The sequence below is a fragment of the Photobacterium sp. DNB23_23_1 genome, from assembly GCF_052873815.1.
The window spans coordinates 47,611-63,936 of sequence record NZ_JBNNXT010000010.1; the positions used below are offsets into that span (position 1 = coordinate 47,611).

Genomic DNA, 16,326 nt, shown 5'->3' on the forward strand with positions numbered 1-16,326 from the left:
CATTTCAATAACAGGGGGAGACTATTACCATAAAATTTCTCCTTTATATTCCGCCAAAAAATACATAAAAAAGGGCCTGCAGTCTGCAGGCCCTTTTTATATTGGGTTATCGTCGCCAAATGGCATTGGAGATTACGCGTAAACAGGTAGGCGTTTACAGATTTCCAGCACCTTGACTTTAGTCGCTTCAATCACTTCTGGGTTGTCGATGTTATCCATCACATCACACATCCAGTTAGCCAGTTTCTTGGCATCTTCAACCGTAAAGCCACGGCGAGTGATCGCTGGCGTACCAACACGGATACCAGAAGTAACAAACGGGCTACGCGGGTCGTTCGGTACACTGTTTTTGTTCACCGTAATATTCGCTGCGCCCAGTGCCGCATCCGCTTCTTTACCTGTAATACCTTTGTCAATCAGGTCGACCAAGAATAGGTGGTTCTCAGTGCTACCAGACACGATCTTATAACCGCGATCAAGGAATTCACCCACCATCGCCTTGGCATTTTCAACCACGCGTGCTTGGTAATCTTTGAACTCAGGCTCCATCGCTTCTTTGAAGGCCACCGCTTTTGCTGCAATCACGTGCATCAGTGGGCCACCCTGGCCGCCAGGGAATACCGCAGAGTTCAGTTTTTTGTATAGGTCTTCGCCCGCCGTTGATAGGATCAGGCCACCACGAGGACCTGCCAGTGTCTTGTGCGTCGTTGTTGACACAACGTGTGCATGTGGCACCGGGTTAGGATAAACGCCTGCGGCAATCAAACCGGCAACGTGCGCCATATCAACAAAGAAGTACGCACCGACTTTATCTGCGATTTCACGCATGCGCTTCCAGTCAACAATCTGAGAGTAGGCAGAGAAACCACCGATGATCATTTTTGGCTTGTGCTCAAGCGCCAGCGCTTCCACTTCGGCATAATCAATCTGGCCAGCTTCATCAATACCGTAAGGAATGATGTTGTACAGTTTACCCGAGAAGTTGACTGGAGAGCCGTGAGTCAGGTGGCCACCGTGTGCCAGGCTCATACCCAATACAGTATCGCCGGCATTCAATAGCGCCATGTAAACAGCGTTGTTCGCCTGAGAGCCTGAGTGAGGCTGAACGTTGGCGTACTCAGCACCAAATAGTTCGCAAGCACGGTCAATAGCTAGTTGCTCAGCCTTGTCGACGTACTCACAACCACCGTAGTAACGCTTGCCCGGGTAGCCTTCCGCATACTTATTGGTTAGCTGGGAGCCCTGGGCTTCCATCACGCGTGGGCTGGTATAGTTCTCAGAAGCAATCAACTCGATGTGCTCTTCCTGACGCGCCGTTTCTTCCTGAATCGCTGCAAATAGTTCAGCATCGTAATCGGCAATATTCATGTCGCGCTTTAGCATCTGTCTCTCCTGACTCAGATTGTTTTTAGTCCTTTTTGTCTCTGTAAACCCGTTAATAGCCGCGCTGACAAAAAGGCAGTAAACACACAAAATTGGCGAAGAACGGAAAAGCCTCAAAGCTAGGCGCCACGGGGACGCAAACGTTTTCGTCTCGCCTGTAGATAACGCAGTATTTTACATAATTTGATCTAAATCAGATACCCCTAATGTGACTTTTTATTGGTATTTATTTCATTTTTGATATGAATTGTTTTCAAGTTGTTCACCTCCCCCGCATGGACAACCAGAGTTAAAATACCCACATTACAAGTAATACATGAAATTAAATTTTTACGACTGCGTAATATATTTTGTACACCTTCGAGTAAACAGATTTGCCTCCTTCTATCACGCTCGTCAGCAATGGTCTATATCATGCGCGTATAAACATAAGGAGTGTTGTCTTGAGCGGTTATCATCATTCACTGAAAGAAAATATCATTGCTATTCTTACCGGTACTTTCATCGTTGCCCAAGGGGTTTTTTTTCTCCAACAAGCCGACCTTCTTACCGGAGGTACAACCGGTCTGGCCCTGCTGGTCAGTCAGTTTGTCGATCTGTCTTTTGGCCAGCTGTACTTTATGATGAACTGCCCGTTTTACCTGATGGCCTGGTTCAGAATGGGTAAAAGCTTTGCTATTACCAGCATTATTTCTGGTGGACTGGTTTCGATTATTACCGACAACATGCACCATGTGCTGGAGATCAGCCGTCTCGAACCACTTTACTGCGCATTGATCGGCGGTTTATTGATGGGGCTGGGTATGCTGATCCTATTTCGCCACAAAACCAGTCTTGGCGGCTTTAACGTCTTGGTACTGTTTCTACAGGAAAAAATGGGGTGGTCAGCCGGCAAATTGCAGATGGGCATTGATATGACCATCCTGGTCGCCTCCTTCTTCCTTGTCAGTCCTATGGTATTGCTGTTCTCGATCGTCGGCGCATTCGTGCTGAATTTGGTTTTGGCGATGAACCACAAACCGGGTCGTTACAGTGGCGAACTGAAGCCGCAAGCAAGTTAAGATCTCGGCTAGAGGCTAGAGGCTAGAGGCTAGAGGCTAGAGGCTAGAGGCTAGAGGCTAGAGGCTAGAGGCTAGAGGCTAAAAATAAAAAAAGAGGTCGCTTCCTGCGACCTCTTTTTTGTGTTTATTTAATGGCTGTATGCATTAAGTATCCACATCAACTTTTCTTGCTCGCGGATATAATCGCCCATGATTGCGGCAGTCCCCTCATCACAGCGATGGGCGACTCAGGATTGTGGAATAACTTTCCCCAGTCAAGCTCTTGCTCCTGCCCTTTGCTCTTCCACTGGCCGATAGCCACCTGCCAATGGCCAATTGAGATGAGGGCAAAGGGATTTCGCTCAAGAACGCAGAGGGAGCGCGGAGTTTATACGCATAAATGAGCACTTCCGATACCGCCAGAGGATGAAACTGTGACGACAGAGAGGATTTTAGATGGCGTCCTCGTCCTCTTCGCCAGTCCTGATCCGCACCACGCGCTCAACATCAAATATGAAGATCTTACCGTCACCGATCTTGCCGGTTTGTGCGGTTTCGATAATGGTATCGACACACTGCTCGGCAACGTCATCGGCGACAACAATTTCCAGCTTCACTTTCGGCAAGAAGTCGACCATGTACTCTGCGCCGCGGTATAGCTCGGTATGGCCTTTTTGACGGCCGAAACCTTTGACTTCGGAAACGGTCATGCCGCTAATACCGACATCGGCTAGCGCTTCACGAACATCATCAAGCTTAAACGGCTTGATAATGGCTTCAATTTTTTTCATTCTCATCATCCTTTGCTGAGCATGGTGCTGTTGGCAGAAATAAGATTGGGGCTCTGCCAGCGACCTGATTAATTTAAGTGAAGTATATCAAAAGCCTGATGCTGAAAGATCAGCGTTTCAGTATTTTTCTATCGAGAATATGACATCATTGTCCATCATTTTCAGTAACAGCAGAACAGAAAAAACTAGCACACTGCTATTGAGGAAAAAGATCGCCATTCCCCTAAACTCAGGGCTAAACAACTGAGGCAGATAGGGGATTATGCTGTAGTTGAAGAACATGGTGATTGCGGGAATAAAAAAGTAGAGCGGGATAAATCCCCAGCGATTTCCACGGCCAAGACCGAGTATCGCACCGACACCAGAAAGCAGAACCAAGATAGCGATATAGCTTGGTACAATTCCGACCTGATTTAAGCTAAAAATCAGGGCAAAACTGTCGGCATATCTTACTAGGCAGATCATTACTAGTACTGCGAGGCCCTTGGCAGCCAGGAGCAGTCCACGACGTGTTACATCCATTATTGTCTCTCTTCCATGAAAGCGGTAATGATAGTCTGAAAAAATAAGCGCATATTCTATGCGGGTATTTTATCCAGTACAACAACTATTCAATTTTTGAACGATTGAGTTTTTTTCCTCCATATTTTAGACCCTGTTATAGCAATAGGTTCCCAGTAAACCCGAGATGGTCCTAACCCTACTGGCTGCAGTGGCAGCATGGGTGATTGCCGATATGCCAGTACGCTAGGCGGCTCCGACCTGCTCTTCACTGAGCGGGCAACGGAACAAGGCACTGACCCTTGCCCGGTGCGGGCCTTCAATATTGAGTGCTACAGTCCACCTTTGGGCTTATGCCAAATGAATAAATCACCGGGTGGATAACTTCAGCTTAATCATACAATTGCATTTAGTACTAACTTTTTTTCCTAAAAATGATACCGACAATAAAAAACCGCTCACTGGGAGCGGTTTTTTTCATCAATATTAAGCGATTAGCTTAGCCGATATTCACTCGGGCATTGCGGAACATGCGCATCCATGGGCTGTTCTCGCTCCACTCATCTGGGTGCCAAGAGTTCGCTACAGTGCGGAATACACGCTCTGGGTGAGGCATCATGATAGTCACACGACCATCTTGCGTTGTCAGACCGGTAATCGCATTCGGTGAACCATTCGGGTTATTCGGGTACTGCTGCGTTGGGTTACCGTGATTGTCCACGTAACGCACCGCGACTGTACCAGATGCTTCAATCGCTGCTAGGTGGTCTGCATCACGAACTTCTACACGCCCTTCACCGTGAGATACCGCGATTGGCATGCGAGAGCCGGCCATGCCGTCGAAGAAGACAGAATCAGACTTCTGTACTTCAACCAGGCTGAAGCGTGCTTCAAAACGCTCTGATTCATTGCGAACGAATCGTGGCCATAGGTCAGCGCCTGGGATCAGCTCTTTCAGGTTCGACAGCATCTGACAACCATTACACACACCTAGCGAGAAGGTGTTGTCACGGTTGAAGAATGCCTGGAACTGGTCGCGAGCTTGTGCGTTGAACAAGATAGACTTCGCCCAACCTTCACCTGCACCCAGTACGTCACCATAAGAGAAGCCACCACAAGCCACTAGGCCGTGATACTCATCAAGGGCGGCTTGACCAGTCAGGATATCGCTCATGTGGATATCGGTTGCTTCGAAGCCTGCACGGTCAAAGGCTGCTGCCATTTCAACGTGTGAGTTAACACCCTGCTCACGCAAGATTGCCATCTTAGGCTTGGCACCGGTGTTTACCATCGAACCGGCAATGAACGGCGCGGCAACATCTTCGTTGATATCAAAGCTTAGCTTAGCGTTCAGACCTGGATCGGTGTTGTCTTTCTTCGCCGCGAACTCTTGGTCAGCACAAGCTGGATTGTCACGCAGGCCTTGCATCTTGTGTGTGGTTTCAGCCCAAATAGTGCGTAGCTCGATACGTGAACGTTCTAGTACCACAGCGTCGCCCGAGGTGATCACTACGTTATCCGATGCTTCTACGCTACCGATAACGTGAGTACATGTCGCCAGACCGTTCGCTGCCAATACCGCTTTCACCGCGTCTAGGTCGTCATTCTTAACTTGAACAACGGCACCTAGCTCTTCGTTAAACAGCGCCGCTAGCGTGTCTTCGCCAAGACCCGCAATATCAGCTTTCACACCACAGTGACCGGCAAATGCCATCTCTGCCAGCGTGACGAATAAGCCGCCATCGCCTTTATCGTGGTAAGCAACCAGCTTGTCATCACGAACCAGTGTTTGCATTGCATCAAAGAAGCCTTTTAGCTGCTCTGCGTTATCAACGTCTGCTGGCTTGTCGCCAAGCTGCTTGTAAACCTGTGCCAGTGCAGTCGCACCCAAACGATTCTTACCGTTACCCAGGTCAACCAGAACCAGTGAAGAGTCACCTTTATCGGTACGCAGCTGAGGCGTGACCGTTTTGCGGACATCTTCAACACGGCCAAAGGCAGTGATAACAAGCGAAAGTGGAGACGTCACTTCTTTGTTTTCGCCGTTCTCTTCCCACTTGGTCTTCATCGACATGGAGTCTTTACCCACAGGGATAGTCAGACCCAATGCTGGACAAAGCTCTTCACCGACCGCTTTAACAGCTTCGTAAAGGCCAGCATCTTCACCTGGGTGACCCGCTGGCGACATCCAGTTGGCAGACAGTTTAATGTGCTTGATATCACCGATATCAGTACCAGCGATGTTGGTTAGCGACTCACCGACAGCTAGGCGTGCAGACGCACCAAAGTCTAGTAGTGCAACTGGCGTACGCTCACCCATCGACATTGCTTCGCCGTGGTAAGAATCGTAGCTGGCCGCGGTTACAGCACAGTTAGCGACCGGCACCTGCCATGGACCAACCATTTGATCGCGAGCCACAAGACCCGTTACGGTACGGTCACCGATAGTAATAAGGAATGTTTTCTCAGCAACGGTAGGAAGGCGCAGTACGCGTTCAGCCGCTTCGTTGATTTCAATACCATCGCGAACAATCGCCGGGCTATCAACTTTTAGCGTCGTTGCATCACGGTGCATCTTCGGCGTTTTGCCCAATAGGATGTCCATTGGCATGTCGATTGGCGTGTTGTCGAAGTGTGAATCTTCAAGTTTCAGCTCACGCTCTTCGGTGGCAACACCCACAACGGCGTACGGTGCACGTTCACGCTTACAGATAGCATCGAATGCTGCCATATGCTCTGGCGCAACAGCCATTACATAACGCTCTTGCGATTCGTTACACCAGATCTCGAGTGGGCTCATGCCCGGCTCATCGTTTGGTACGTCACGCAGTTGGAAGATACCACCACGCTCGCCATCGTCGACAAGCTCAGGCAGTGCGTTAGAGATACCGCCCGCACCTACATCGTGGATAAATGCGATTGGGTTATCATCACCCAGCTGCCAACAACGGTCGATCACTTCCTGACAACGGCGTTCCATCTCTGGGTTTTCACGCTGTACAGATGCGAAATCTAGGTCTTCTGCAGATTGACCTGACGCCATTGACGATGCAGCGCCGCCACCAAGGCCGATGTTCATCGCAGGACCACCCAGAACGATTAGGCTTGCACCTACTGGGATCTCTTTCTTTTGCACGTGCTCGTCACGAATATTACCCATACCACCAGCAATCATGATTGGCTTGTGGTAACCACGTACTTCGACACCGGCGTGAGAGTTCACTTTTTCTTCGTAGGTACGGAAGTAACCCAGCAGGTTTGGGCGACCAAATTCGTTGTTGAACGCAGCACCACCCAATGGGCCTTCTAGCATAATGTCTAGTGCGTTAACGATACGACCCGGCTTACCGAAATCCGTTTCCCATGGTTGTTCGAAACCAGGGATGCGTAGGTTAGAAGTCGTAAAACCAACAAGACCGGCTTTTGGCTTACCACCGATACCTGTTGCGCCTTCATCACGGATTTCACCGCCAGAACCAGTAGAAGCCCCCGGCCATGGAGAAATAGCCGTTGGGTGGTTGTGCGTTTCAACCTTCATCAGGATGTGCGCATCTTCGTTATGGTAGTTGTACTGACGAGTCTCAGGATCTGGGAAGAAACGACCCACTTTAGAACCCGTCATTACGGCGGCGTTATCTTTGTAAGCAGACAGAACATGGTCCGGCGTGGTTTCGAACGTGTTCTTGATCATCTTGAACAGAGACTTTTCTTGCTTAACGCCGTCAATTGTCCAATCTGCGTTGAAAATCTTGTGACGGCAGTGCTCTGAGTTCGCTTGGGCAAACATCATCAGTTCGATGTCTGTCGGGTTGCGTTCAAGCTTAGTCACAAAGCTTTCTAGTAAGTAGTCAATTTCATCTTCAGCAAGGGCAAGGCCTAGCGTCACGTTGGCCTCTTCAAGTGCTTTACGGCCGCCAGAAAGGAGATCGACATCAGCAACAGGCGCTGGTTCAGCAACTTGGAAAAGGGCGACTGCTGAATCAAATTCAGTAAAAACAACTTCCATCATGCGGTCATGAATCAGGCCTTTTAGCACGACCACTTGCTCAGCTGATAGCTCAACCGAGGTTTCGATGTAGTAAGCCGTACCACGCTCCAGGCGCTTGATCTGCTCAAGGGCACAGTTGCGGGCGATATCAGTGGACTTCGATGACCATGGGGAGATTGTTCCCGGACGAGGGGTAACCAGCAGCAATAGGCCAGACGGCTCGTGCTCTGCAATCGTAGGGCCGTAAGTCAGCAAGCTTGTTAGCTTTTCTTGCTCTTCCGCACTCAGTGGCGAAGACAAGTCTGCAAAGTGCATGAACTCAGCATAAATACCTGACACAGGCAGATCCAATTCACGGCAACGCTCTAGTAGCTTATTAACGCGAAACTCAGACAGTGCGGGTGAACCACGCAAAATTTCCATGTGCGAACGTCTCTCGATTAGCAGTTGAAGAAAGGTGATATTGGCCTAACCCCCGGCCAGATGCCGAGACAATTACGTCAATGTCACCTCATTTGCCATTACCCGTTTAAGGCGAGCAGCTCATGATGGGGCGTAGTATAAGGGAATTTTTTTTGTGACGTAACACCTGACGCAACCGTTTGCGTGTTTTTTTTTCAATCCGAGCCAAAAACAGAGAGATATGAGGGGCAGCAGATCCGTTATGGTTCTTTTTGCAGCGGTTTGTGGTCATATTCTGACAAGTCGGCCTTGTTATGAGAGTGCCGCGCTGACGTCAGTAAGCGGTAATGCCGACGAAAAGCGCCACGAGAACCGCCCGTTGTAATTACATTTTTTTACGATTTATGATTTAAGAAATGTGCCATACCACGGAAAACCTGCCGCCAAAACACTGTGATTATTTTGCGGATCGGACGAGCTTTGGTATAAAGGACGTCCTGTTTTTATCAAGAGCATACATCGTTGAGCACTCTTCGACCGAATCCAAGTTTTAAACAATTCATTGCCTTACTATTGAGCCTCTTCATGCTCAACGGTTGCTTGTGGCAGGAAGATCCCCGCACGGAACTAGAACGGATCCGCGAAGAAGGCGTCTTGCGCGTCGGAACACTCAACAACCAACTTTCTTATTATATTGGTAATGAAGGTCCAACCGGGTTGGATTACGAACTGGCCCACCGCTTTGCCGACAAGCTTGGCGTCAAGCTGGAAATGAAGGCCATGTTCACCCTATCCGGCCTGTTTCCTAACCTCAATCGTGGTGATGTTGATATCCTGGCCGCTGGCCTGACCATGACCGATGAGCGCTTGGCGCACTTTCGCGCCGCACCGGCATACTATTATGCCAGTCAGAAAGTGGTCTACAAAAAAGGCCAATGGCGCCCTCGCAGTGTAGAAGATCTGGCCGAAAACAAAGGTTCGCTAGCTGTGGTCAGCGGCTCTAGCCATGAGAAAACATTACAAGCACTCAAGCAAGAACACCCTACCCTTGAATGGCAGTCGCTTGAAGAAATCGACAGCGACGAGTTACTGCGCCAAGTGGCTATCGGTGAGCTCGACTATACCTTGGCCGATTCAGTCGATATTGCTCTTAACCAGCGGATCTTGCCGGATGTCACCACTGCACTGGAACTGACCGAAGATGAGCCTATCGCTTGGTTCGTCAACCAGAATAGTGATGACAGCCTGTATGCTCTGCTGATCGAGTTCTTCGGTGAAATCCAGCAAAACGGTGAGCTGGCCAAGTTGGAAGAGAAATACCTTGGCCACGTCGACAAGTTCGACTATGTCGATACTCGAGCCTTCCTGCGTGCTGTAGAAGGCAAGCTGCCAAAGTGGGAAGGTTTGTTCAAACAATATGCCAACGAATTTGACTGGCGTTTGATTGCAGCCCTGTCGTATCAGGAGTCACACTGGAATCCACGCGCAGTATCACCAACAGGGGTTCGCGGGATGATGATGCTGACCTTGCCGACAGCACGCTCGGTTGGGGTAAAAAACCGACTGGATCCGGAACAGAGTATCCGCGGCGGTACCGAGTACCTGCGTAAGATGATAAACAGGATCCCGGACAGTATCGAAGAGCACGAAAAGGTATGGTTTGCCCTGGCGTCATATAACGTCGGCTTCGGCCACTTAATGGACGCCCGCCGCCTCACCCTGTCACAGGGCGGTAACGCAGATGCCTGGAGTGATGTGAAGCAACGCCTGCCACTGCTGCGCCAGCGCAAATACTACAAACAAACCCGCTATGGCTATGCCCGTGGTGATGAGGCGCTACATTATGTCGAGAATATCCGTCGTTACTACCAGAGCATTATCGGCTACGAGCAAGCCCACAGCCAAGAGCCGCAGCTTGATGACATCGAATTGATTGATGGCTTGCATACCATAACGCCATCAACAGAGGTGCTTGCCCTGCAACTTCCAGACGGTGAAGAAATAATACCGTCTGATGCGACAGCACCGAACAAAACAGCCAGCAACTAATCTGCACTTCCCCCCTGCTCTGGCAGGGGGATCTTGCTCACACCTTTCTGTTCTTATGTGTGAAAAATGATCGAAAAGCGTGACCGCTACCGTTAGAGAGATAACAGGGAATAAGAGATACTAGCCCTAATACGGTTTTTACTCGCTCCGATTCCGAGCGGCTCTAATACCAACCTACATAAATATTTGATCAGTCTTGCAGGTTAAAATCGCTGTTCTCTGCGTTAGATATTTTGTAATTAGAGCCACTAGTTACTGCAATATCTGCCTTAATAACAACGATTTTTCCAGTGCAAATACTTGATCAACGACTTATCCAGATTGGTATAAAGGAGAGGCTCTATGCGCTTTTCGAACAAGAAAATCAGTAATAACATGCGCATGCGGATAGCATCCGCTGCCACTCGACGCAAGCGACTTAACGCGAATACCCGCAAGAAAATTCTTTGGCGTCAACGAAGCTATATCATTAACAGTTCGGCAGGGATCTAATCGCTTCAATCGACTGAAAAATATGGGGGGAGTGGTTAGCTAGATTTATCAGCGGCCTGCTGGCGCGCTTTCTTTTCAGCTTTTTTCTCGGCCCGACGGCGCTTGAAAAAAGCCTGCAACTGATGACGGCACTCATCGGCTAACACCCCAGACTCAATTAACACATGATGGTTGACCTGCTCGTAGCTAAGCAAGTTCATGATGCTGCCTGCTGCGCCAGTTTTCAGATCATGGGCACCAAAAACCACCTTGCCTATACGGCTGTGCACCATGGCACCAGCGCACATAGGGCATGGCTCTAGCGTCACATACAAAGTGGCATCGATCAGACGGTAGTTCTGCAGCACCTGACCGGCTTGGCGCAGAGCCATGATTTCGGCATGGGCAGTGGCGTCATGCTGGGTAATGGATCGATTCCAGCCCTCCCCGACAACCCGCCCCTGATAGACCACCACAGCACCGACCGGCACTTCACCGGCCTCTTCGGCACGGGATGCGAGCTCCATGGCACGGCGCATAAAGTCTTCATCGTTAAATTCAGGGGCTGCATCTGTCCTGGTTGGCTCTGACATAGATCGCTCTGACATGAATGATTTTACTCGCTATTACTTGTGGCCGCTGATTATACCCAAAAGCCCGAGGGATGCGAGGTATTGGGCCTCCCTGCGGTTATCCTACGCCAATGATTCGGCCAAAAAATCCACCAGTAAACGAACCTTAGGCGATAAGTGCCGGTTATGGGGATAGAGCGCCCAGATCCCTTCATCAGGCTCACGGAACGTATCCAACACCGTAACCAATGCACCTTTCTCCAGATCATCACTGATGTAGTAATCAGGTAACTGCACCAAGCCAATTCCCTTCAACACGGCATCACGCAAAGCATGTCCACTAGCACAACGTAAAGTACCGTCAACCCTCATACTGCGCGCTTTACCTGCTTCTTGAAAACGCCAATGATCATAATTACCCATCAAGCAATTATGGTGACGAAGTTCAGACAGCGAGTGCGGTACGCCAAATTTTGCCAAATAAGCCGGTGAAGCACAGACAAACTGAGTACGACTAGCCAAGCGCTTGGCCATCATGGTCGAGCTACTGAGCTTGCCAAGACGGATCGCCAAGTCATATCCCCCCTCAACCAAATCCACCGTTTGATTAGTCAGCACCATATTTACATCTACTTCGGGGTACAGCTGCATAAAATCGACCACCAGCGGCATGATGTACTGCTCACCATAGGTATAAGGTGCCGTTAGTTTAAGGCTCCCCTGTGGGGTATCGCGTCGATCGCTGATCGCCCTTTCGGCTTCTTCCAGCCCATCCATCAAACGGCGGCAATGCTGGTAGTAAATGGTGCCTTCTTCGGTCAGCGAGACCTTACGGGTTGTACGGTAAAACAACTTGGTATTGAGTCGGTTTTCCAACGCACTGACCTGGCGACTAACTTGGGCCGTGGAGATACCGAGCTGCTTGGACGCGGCCGTAAAACTCTCGGATTCTGCTACCGCAACAAATTCACTCACCCCTTCCCACAAAAACATACCCCACCATTATTACACAATGGAAAAAGTTATTTGCATTATAGAGCAATTATCATCCACCAAGAAACAAATATACTAAGCCCATCACAACGAAGCAGCACCACACACACTCGCTGCACCATCGGTAAACATTCTCTCCTACTGTTATAGCAACCGTAGGAACAACATAGGGCTTAGCCCAACGATCATAAGAGAGAAATGAAATGTCTGAGCAATTTATCAAATCCAAAGCTGCCATCGCATGGGGTCCGAACCAGCCTCTTTCTGTTGAAGAAGTTGATGTGATGCTGCCGAAAAAAGGCGAAGTACTGGTTCGCATTATCGCAACAGGTGTCTGCCACACTGATGCATTTACACTATCAGGCGATGATCCAGAAGGGATCTTCCCGGCAATCCTCGGCCATGAAGGCGGCGGTATTGTTGAAATGGTTGGTGAAGGCGTGACGAGCGTAGCAGTCGGCGACCATGTTATTCCGCTTTACACCCCTGAATGCGGCGAGTGTAAGTTCTGTAAGTCAGGCAAAACTAACCTATGCCAGCAGATCCGCGAAACCCAAGGGAAAGGCTTGATGCCCGACGGTACCACCCGTTTCTACAAAGATGGCCAGCCAATTTACCACTACATGGGCTGCTCGACGTTCTCCGAGTACACGGTACTGCCTGAGATCTCACTGGCTAAAGTCAACAAAGAAGCACCATTGGAAGAAGTCTGCCTGCTAGGCTGTGGCGTCACTACCGGTATGGGTGCAGTGCTGAAAACAGCCAAAGTACAAAAGGGCGATACTGTTGCTATCTTTGGTCTTGGCGGGATCGGCCTATCGGCAATCATTGGTGCAACGATGGCTGGTGCAAGCCGAATCATCGGTGTCGATATCAACGAAAGTAAATACGCATTGGCGAAAGAGCTCGGTGCGACAGACTGCATCAACCCTAACGACTACGACAAGCCTATTCAGGAAGTGATTGTCGAAATGACCGATGGTGGCGTGGATTTCTCATTCGAATGTATCGGTAACGTCAACGTCATGCGCTCAGCCCTTGAGTGCTGCCACAAAGGTTGGGGCGAGTCGGTGATCATCGGTGTTGCCGGTGCTGGTCAGGAAATCTCTACCCGTCCGTTCCAGTTGGTAACTGGTCGTGTATGGCGCGGCTCTGCGTTCGGTGGTGTGAAAGGCCGCTCAGAACTACCTGAGATTGTTGAACGCTACATGGCAGGTGAGTTCAAGTTGGATGACTTCATTACCCATACCATGGGTTTGGATGCCATCAACGAAGCCTTTGATCTGATGCATGAAGGTAAGAGCATCCGCTCAGTCATCCACTACGACAAATAATGCTACCGGCTAGGCTCCCGCGGGAGTCTAGTCTAGTAACTTAGGCTACGAAAGAGACGCTAATGACTATCGAAAACATAAGTTGGAACAAAAGCTTTGGCGGCTGGCACAAACAATACAGCCATCACTCTGCAGTACTGAACTGCGACATGCGCTTTGCCATTTTCCTCCCGCCGCACATAGCCCAAGGGGCAAAAGTCCCAGTACTTTACTGGTTGTCGGGCTTGACCTGCACCGATGAGAACTTCATGCAAAAAGCCGGTGCCCAGCGCCTGGCAGCAGAACTAGGTATTGCTATTGTGACGCCGGATACCAGCCCACGCGGTGAAGGGGTACCGGATGATCCCGAAGGGGCCTACGACTTCGGCTTGGGAGCAGGCTTCTATGTCAATGCAACCCAGGCACCATGGAACCGCCACTACCAAATGTATGATTATGTCGTGAATGAGCTACCGGCGTTGATCGAAGAACACTTCCCGGTGAGTGATAAGAGAGCGATCAGCGGCCACTCAATGGGTGGTCACGGCGCTTTGATGATTGCCTTGCGCAATCCATCTCGCTACAGCTCAGTGTCTGCCTTCAGCCCGATCAGCAACCCGGTAAATTGCCCTTGGGGTGAAAAAGCCTTGAGTGGATACCTTGGTGACGATCGCACCAGCTGGCTGCAATACGACACCACAGAGTTGCTCAAGAATAACCAGCAGCCCGTTCCTGCGCTAGTTGACCAAGGGGATCAAGACAGCTTCCTAGAGGAGCAGTTGAAACCTGATTCTCTTGCTGAAGCCGCTCAAAGCATCGACTACCCGCTCGAACTGCGTATGCAGGAAGGCTACGATCATAGCTACTATTTCATCGCCAGCTTTATTGACGATCACCTGCGCTTCCATGCCCAGCATCTTCTGTGAGCAGTTGCCTGAGGTTATCGACTGACATAAAAAAGCCCCAATCAAGGGGCTTTTTGTTCAGCAAAGTAAATTACATGCCGTAAGTATAAGGTGCTTGGATACCTAGAGGAATGCCGATTGCCCAGTAGATAAGTAGGAAGATAGTCCAACCAATCAGCATTGCAATCGAGTAAGGCATCATCATTGAAGCCAGAGAGCCGATACCTGAGCTCTTCACGTAGCGCTGCATGTAAACAACAACTAGCGGGAAGAACACCATCATTGGAGAAATGATGTTAGATACAGAATCACCAACACGGTATGCCGCCTGAGTCAGCTCAGGAGAAATACCAACAGCCATTAGCATCGGCACCATGATAGGACCGATCAAGGCCCACTTCGCAGATGCTGAACCAACCAGTAGGTTAACGAATGCTGTTAGTAGAATCATACCAACGATAGTTATCTGACCCGGTAAGTTCATCGCTTGAAGAAGCTGAGCACCAGAAAGAGCGAGTAGCGTACCAAGGTTAGATTGAGTAAAGGCAACAAGGAATTGCGCGATGAAAAACGCCATAACCATGAAGCTACCCATGCTGCTCATCGTGGCAGACATTGACTTGATAATATCGTCACTTGCTTTGAACGTACCCGCAACCTTGCCGTAAACCACACCAGGGATCACAAACAAGATAAAGATTAGCGGTACGATAGACTGCATTACCGGTGCGTTGAATGCGGTGATTTCACCTGCTGGGTTACGCAGTGGTGATGTCTCAGGGATCAGCGCCACAATCAGTACGGCAATACCGGCCATCATCGCCCAACCAGCACGAGAGAAAGCTTTACTTTCTAGCTCTGTGAAAGAGCCCATATCCGGTGCTTCTTCTGCATCATCATCAATAGCCGTCTGAGATAGACGAGGCTCGATAACGCGATCAGTGATGTACCAACCAATGCTCACAATAAGCAGTGAAGACAAACCGGTGAAGAATAGGTTTGATAACGGGTTAACAATATACTCAGGGTCAAGAATTTGTGCCGCCTCTTGGGTGAAGCCAGCCAATAGTGGGTCGATACCTGAAGGAATAAAGTTTGCTGCAAAGCCACCTGATACACCCGCAAATGCAGCTGCAATACCCGCTAGTGGGTGACGGCCTGCTGCGTGGAAGATGATACCACCCAGAGGGATTACCAGTACGTAACCTGCATCAGCAGCTGTGTGCGATACGATAGCAACTAGAATCAATACCGGAGTAATGAATTTAGCTGGTGTTACGTTCAGCATCTTCTTCAAACCAGTATTGATAAAGCCAGAGGCCTCAGCAACACCCACACCCAGCATTGCTACAAGCACAATACCCAGTGGTGCAAAACCGGTGAAGTTAGTCACCATGGTCGCAAGGAAGTTTGCAAACGCTTCACCCGTCAGTAGGTTGTTAACTTCTACTGCTTGGCCAGAAACAGGGTGAATTAAGCCAAATTCGAACTGAGAGAAAACTGCAGATAAAACCCAAACAAGGATCAATCCCCAGAAGAAGAGCAAGGCAGGATCAGGGATCTTGTTACCTGTACGCTCGATAAAATTAAGAAACTTATTCATCGCACTTGGCGATTCATTCGGTGTCTTGTTGACAGCTTGATTGCTCATGGGAACTCCATGGTCATTAGTGATGTTGTAAGTTTGCGGCGTTAGATTGTGGTTTTATCGCCGTCAATCCGTTTTTTCTGCAACAGAAAAAGCTTGCGGCGAATTGTAATGAAAAGTTCAAACAAAAACGCACGATTCACCATGCATTCGGCAAATTCAACAATAGCATATTGTAATAAAATATTAACGCAAAACATTACACTAACAAGCACGTTACAAGCCCCATCCCAAAGCACAACAATACTTTCATTTGTGTAAATTATTTCC

General features: G+C 49.4%; 13 protein-coding genes and 1 pseudogene. 6 read left to right on the forward strand and 8 right to left on the reverse strand.

The window, feature by feature from the left end:
• Positions 1–132 precede the first annotated feature (132 nt).
• Entirely contained in the window at positions 133–1,383 is a 1,251-nt protein-coding gene (glyA, locus tag ACVA53_RS08745) for a serine hydroxymethyltransferase (protein WP_446504911.1), read from the reverse strand.
• A gap of 443 nt (positions 1,384–1,826) precedes the next feature.
• On the opposite strand from glyA, the gene ACVA53_RS08750 reads away from it, so the two are divergent.
• Positions 1,827–2,444 (forward strand): YitT family protein, encoded by a 618-nt coding sequence (locus ACVA53_RS08750; protein WP_255040665.1) that lies wholly within the window; start codon positions 1,827–1,829, stop codon positions 2,442–2,444.
• Between the two features lie 128 nt (positions 2,445–2,572).
• Here ACVA53_RS08750 and ACVA53_RS08755 read toward each other — a convergent pair.
• From ACVA53_RS08755 to purL, 4 genes and pseudogenes are all read right to left on the reverse strand, one after another.
• A pseudogene (locus ACVA53_RS08755) lies at positions 2,573–2,656 on the reverse strand (DNA starvation/stationary phase protection protein); the annotation flags it as partial.
• A gap of 219 nt (positions 2,657–2,875) precedes the next feature.
• Complete coding sequence (glnB, locus tag ACVA53_RS08760; protein WP_255040664.1) at positions 2,876–3,214, reverse strand: nitrogen regulatory protein P-II; 339 nt, start codon at positions 3,212–3,214, stop codon at positions 2,876–2,878.
• Between the two features lie 117 nt (positions 3,215–3,331).
• Complete coding sequence (locus tag ACVA53_RS08765) at positions 3,332–3,736, reverse strand: hypothetical protein (RefSeq protein WP_255040663.1); 405 nt, start codon at positions 3,734–3,736, stop codon at positions 3,332–3,334.
• A gap of 478 nt (positions 3,737–4,214) precedes the next feature.
• Positions 4,215–8,126: a phosphoribosylformylglycinamidine synthase gene (purL, locus tag ACVA53_RS08770; protein WP_446504912.1), complete on the reverse strand. Its 3,912-nt coding sequence runs from the start codon at positions 8,124–8,126 to the stop codon at positions 4,215–4,217.
• 241 nt (positions 8,127–8,367) lie between these two features.
• Between purL and ACVA53_RS08775 the strand changes: the two genes are divergently transcribed.
• The 3 genes from ACVA53_RS08775 (at position 8,368) to ACVA53_RS08785 (ending at position 10,646) form a co-directional block, all read left to right on the forward strand.
• The gene (locus ACVA53_RS08775; RefSeq protein ID WP_255040661.1) at positions 8,368–8,490 is read left to right on the forward strand and encodes a hypothetical protein; all 123 of its coding nucleotides are present in this window, start codon (positions 8,368–8,370) and stop codon (positions 8,488–8,490) included.
• Positions 8,491–8,690: 200 nt separating this feature from the next.
• A complete protein-coding gene (gene mltF, locus ACVA53_RS08780) occupies positions 8,691–10,154 on the forward strand; it encodes a membrane-bound lytic murein transglycosylase MltF (RefSeq protein WP_255040660.1) in 1,464 nt (487 codons plus the stop codon).
• Positions 10,155–10,496: 342 nt separating this feature from the next.
• Positions 10,497–10,646: a hypothetical protein gene (locus ACVA53_RS08785; protein ID WP_255040734.1), complete on the forward strand. Its 150-nt coding sequence runs from the start codon at positions 10,497–10,499 to the stop codon at positions 10,644–10,646.
• A 35-nt stretch (positions 10,647–10,681) separates the two neighbouring features.
• Here ACVA53_RS08785 and tadA read toward each other — a convergent pair whose 3' ends face one another.
• The gene (gene tadA, locus ACVA53_RS08790) at positions 10,682–11,218 is read right to left on the reverse strand and encodes a tRNA adenosine(34) deaminase TadA (protein WP_255040659.1); all 537 of its coding nucleotides are present in this window, start codon (positions 11,216–11,218) and stop codon (positions 10,682–10,684) included.
• Between the two features lie 102 nt (positions 11,219–11,320).
• Positions 11,321–12,190, reverse strand: a complete 870-nt coding sequence (locus tag ACVA53_RS08795; protein ID WP_255040658.1) for a LysR substrate-binding domain-containing protein — start codon at positions 12,188–12,190, stop codon at positions 11,321–11,323.
• Positions 12,191–12,393: 203 nt separating this feature from the next.
• Here ACVA53_RS08795 and ACVA53_RS08800 point away from each other — a divergent pair, with 203 nt between their 5' ends.
• Together ACVA53_RS08800 and fghA are read left to right on the forward strand one after the other, a co-directional pair.
• Positions 12,394–13,524: an S-(hydroxymethyl)glutathione dehydrogenase/class III alcohol dehydrogenase gene (locus ACVA53_RS08800; RefSeq protein ID WP_255040657.1), complete on the forward strand. Its 1,131-nt coding sequence runs from the start codon at positions 12,394–12,396 to the stop codon at positions 13,522–13,524.
• A gap of 62 nt (positions 13,525–13,586) precedes the next feature.
• Positions 13,587–14,429, forward strand: coding sequence for an S-formylglutathione hydrolase (fghA, locus tag ACVA53_RS08805; RefSeq protein WP_274125119.1), 843 nt, complete (start codon positions 13,587–13,589; stop codon positions 14,427–14,429).
• 70 nt (positions 14,430–14,499) lie between these two features.
• On the opposite strand, the gene ACVA53_RS08810 is transcribed toward fghA, so the two are convergent.
• On the reverse strand, positions 14,500–16,059 hold the full coding sequence (locus tag ACVA53_RS08810) for an AbgT family transporter (RefSeq protein WP_255040656.1): 1,560 nt from the start codon (positions 16,057–16,059) through the stop codon (positions 14,500–14,502).
• Between the last annotated feature and the right edge of the window lie 267 nt (positions 16,060–16,326).

Excerpts from the sequence above, each read along its gene's own strand:
- glyA (WP_446504911.1), bottom strand. The coding sequence starts at position 1,383 with ATGCTAAAGCGCGACATGAATATTGCCGATTACGATGCTGAACTATTT.
- glnB (WP_255040664.1), bottom strand. The coding sequence starts at position 3,214 with ATGAAAAAAATTGAAGCCATTATCAAGCCGTTTAAGCTTGATGATGTT.
- ACVA53_RS08765 (WP_255040663.1), bottom strand. The coding sequence starts at position 3,736 with ATGGATGTAACACGTCGTGGACTGCTCCTGGCTGCCAAGGGCCTCGCA.
- purL (WP_446504912.1), bottom strand. The coding sequence starts at position 8,126 with ATGGAAATTTTGCGTGGTTCACCCGCACTGTCTGAGTTTCGCGTTAAT.
- ACVA53_RS08775 (WP_255040661.1), top strand. The coding sequence starts at position 8,368 with ATGGTTCTTTTTGCAGCGGTTTGTGGTCATATTCTGACAAGTCGGCCT.
- mltF (WP_255040660.1), top strand. The coding sequence starts at position 8,691 with ATGCTCAACGGTTGCTTGTGGCAGGAAGATCCCCGCACGGAACTAGAA.
- ACVA53_RS08785 (WP_255040734.1), top strand. The coding sequence starts at position 10,497 with ATGCGCTTTTCGAACAAGAAAATCAGTAATAACATGCGCATGCGGATA.
- tadA (WP_255040659.1), bottom strand. The coding sequence starts at position 11,218 with ATGTCAGAGCCAACCAGGACAGATGCAGCCCCTGAATTTAACGATGAA.
- ACVA53_RS08795 (WP_255040658.1), bottom strand. The coding sequence starts at position 12,190 with ATGTTTTTGTGGGAAGGGGTGAGTGAATTTGTTGCGGTAGCAGAATCC.
- ACVA53_RS08800 (WP_255040657.1), top strand. The coding sequence starts at position 12,394 with ATGTCTGAGCAATTTATCAAATCCAAAGCTGCCATCGCATGGGGTCCG.
- fghA (WP_274125119.1), top strand. The coding sequence starts at position 13,587 with ATGACTATCGAAAACATAAGTTGGAACAAAAGCTTTGGCGGCTGGCAC.
- ACVA53_RS08810 (WP_255040656.1), bottom strand. The coding sequence starts at position 16,059 with ATGAGCAATCAAGCTGTCAACAAGACACCGAATGAATCGCCAAGTGCG.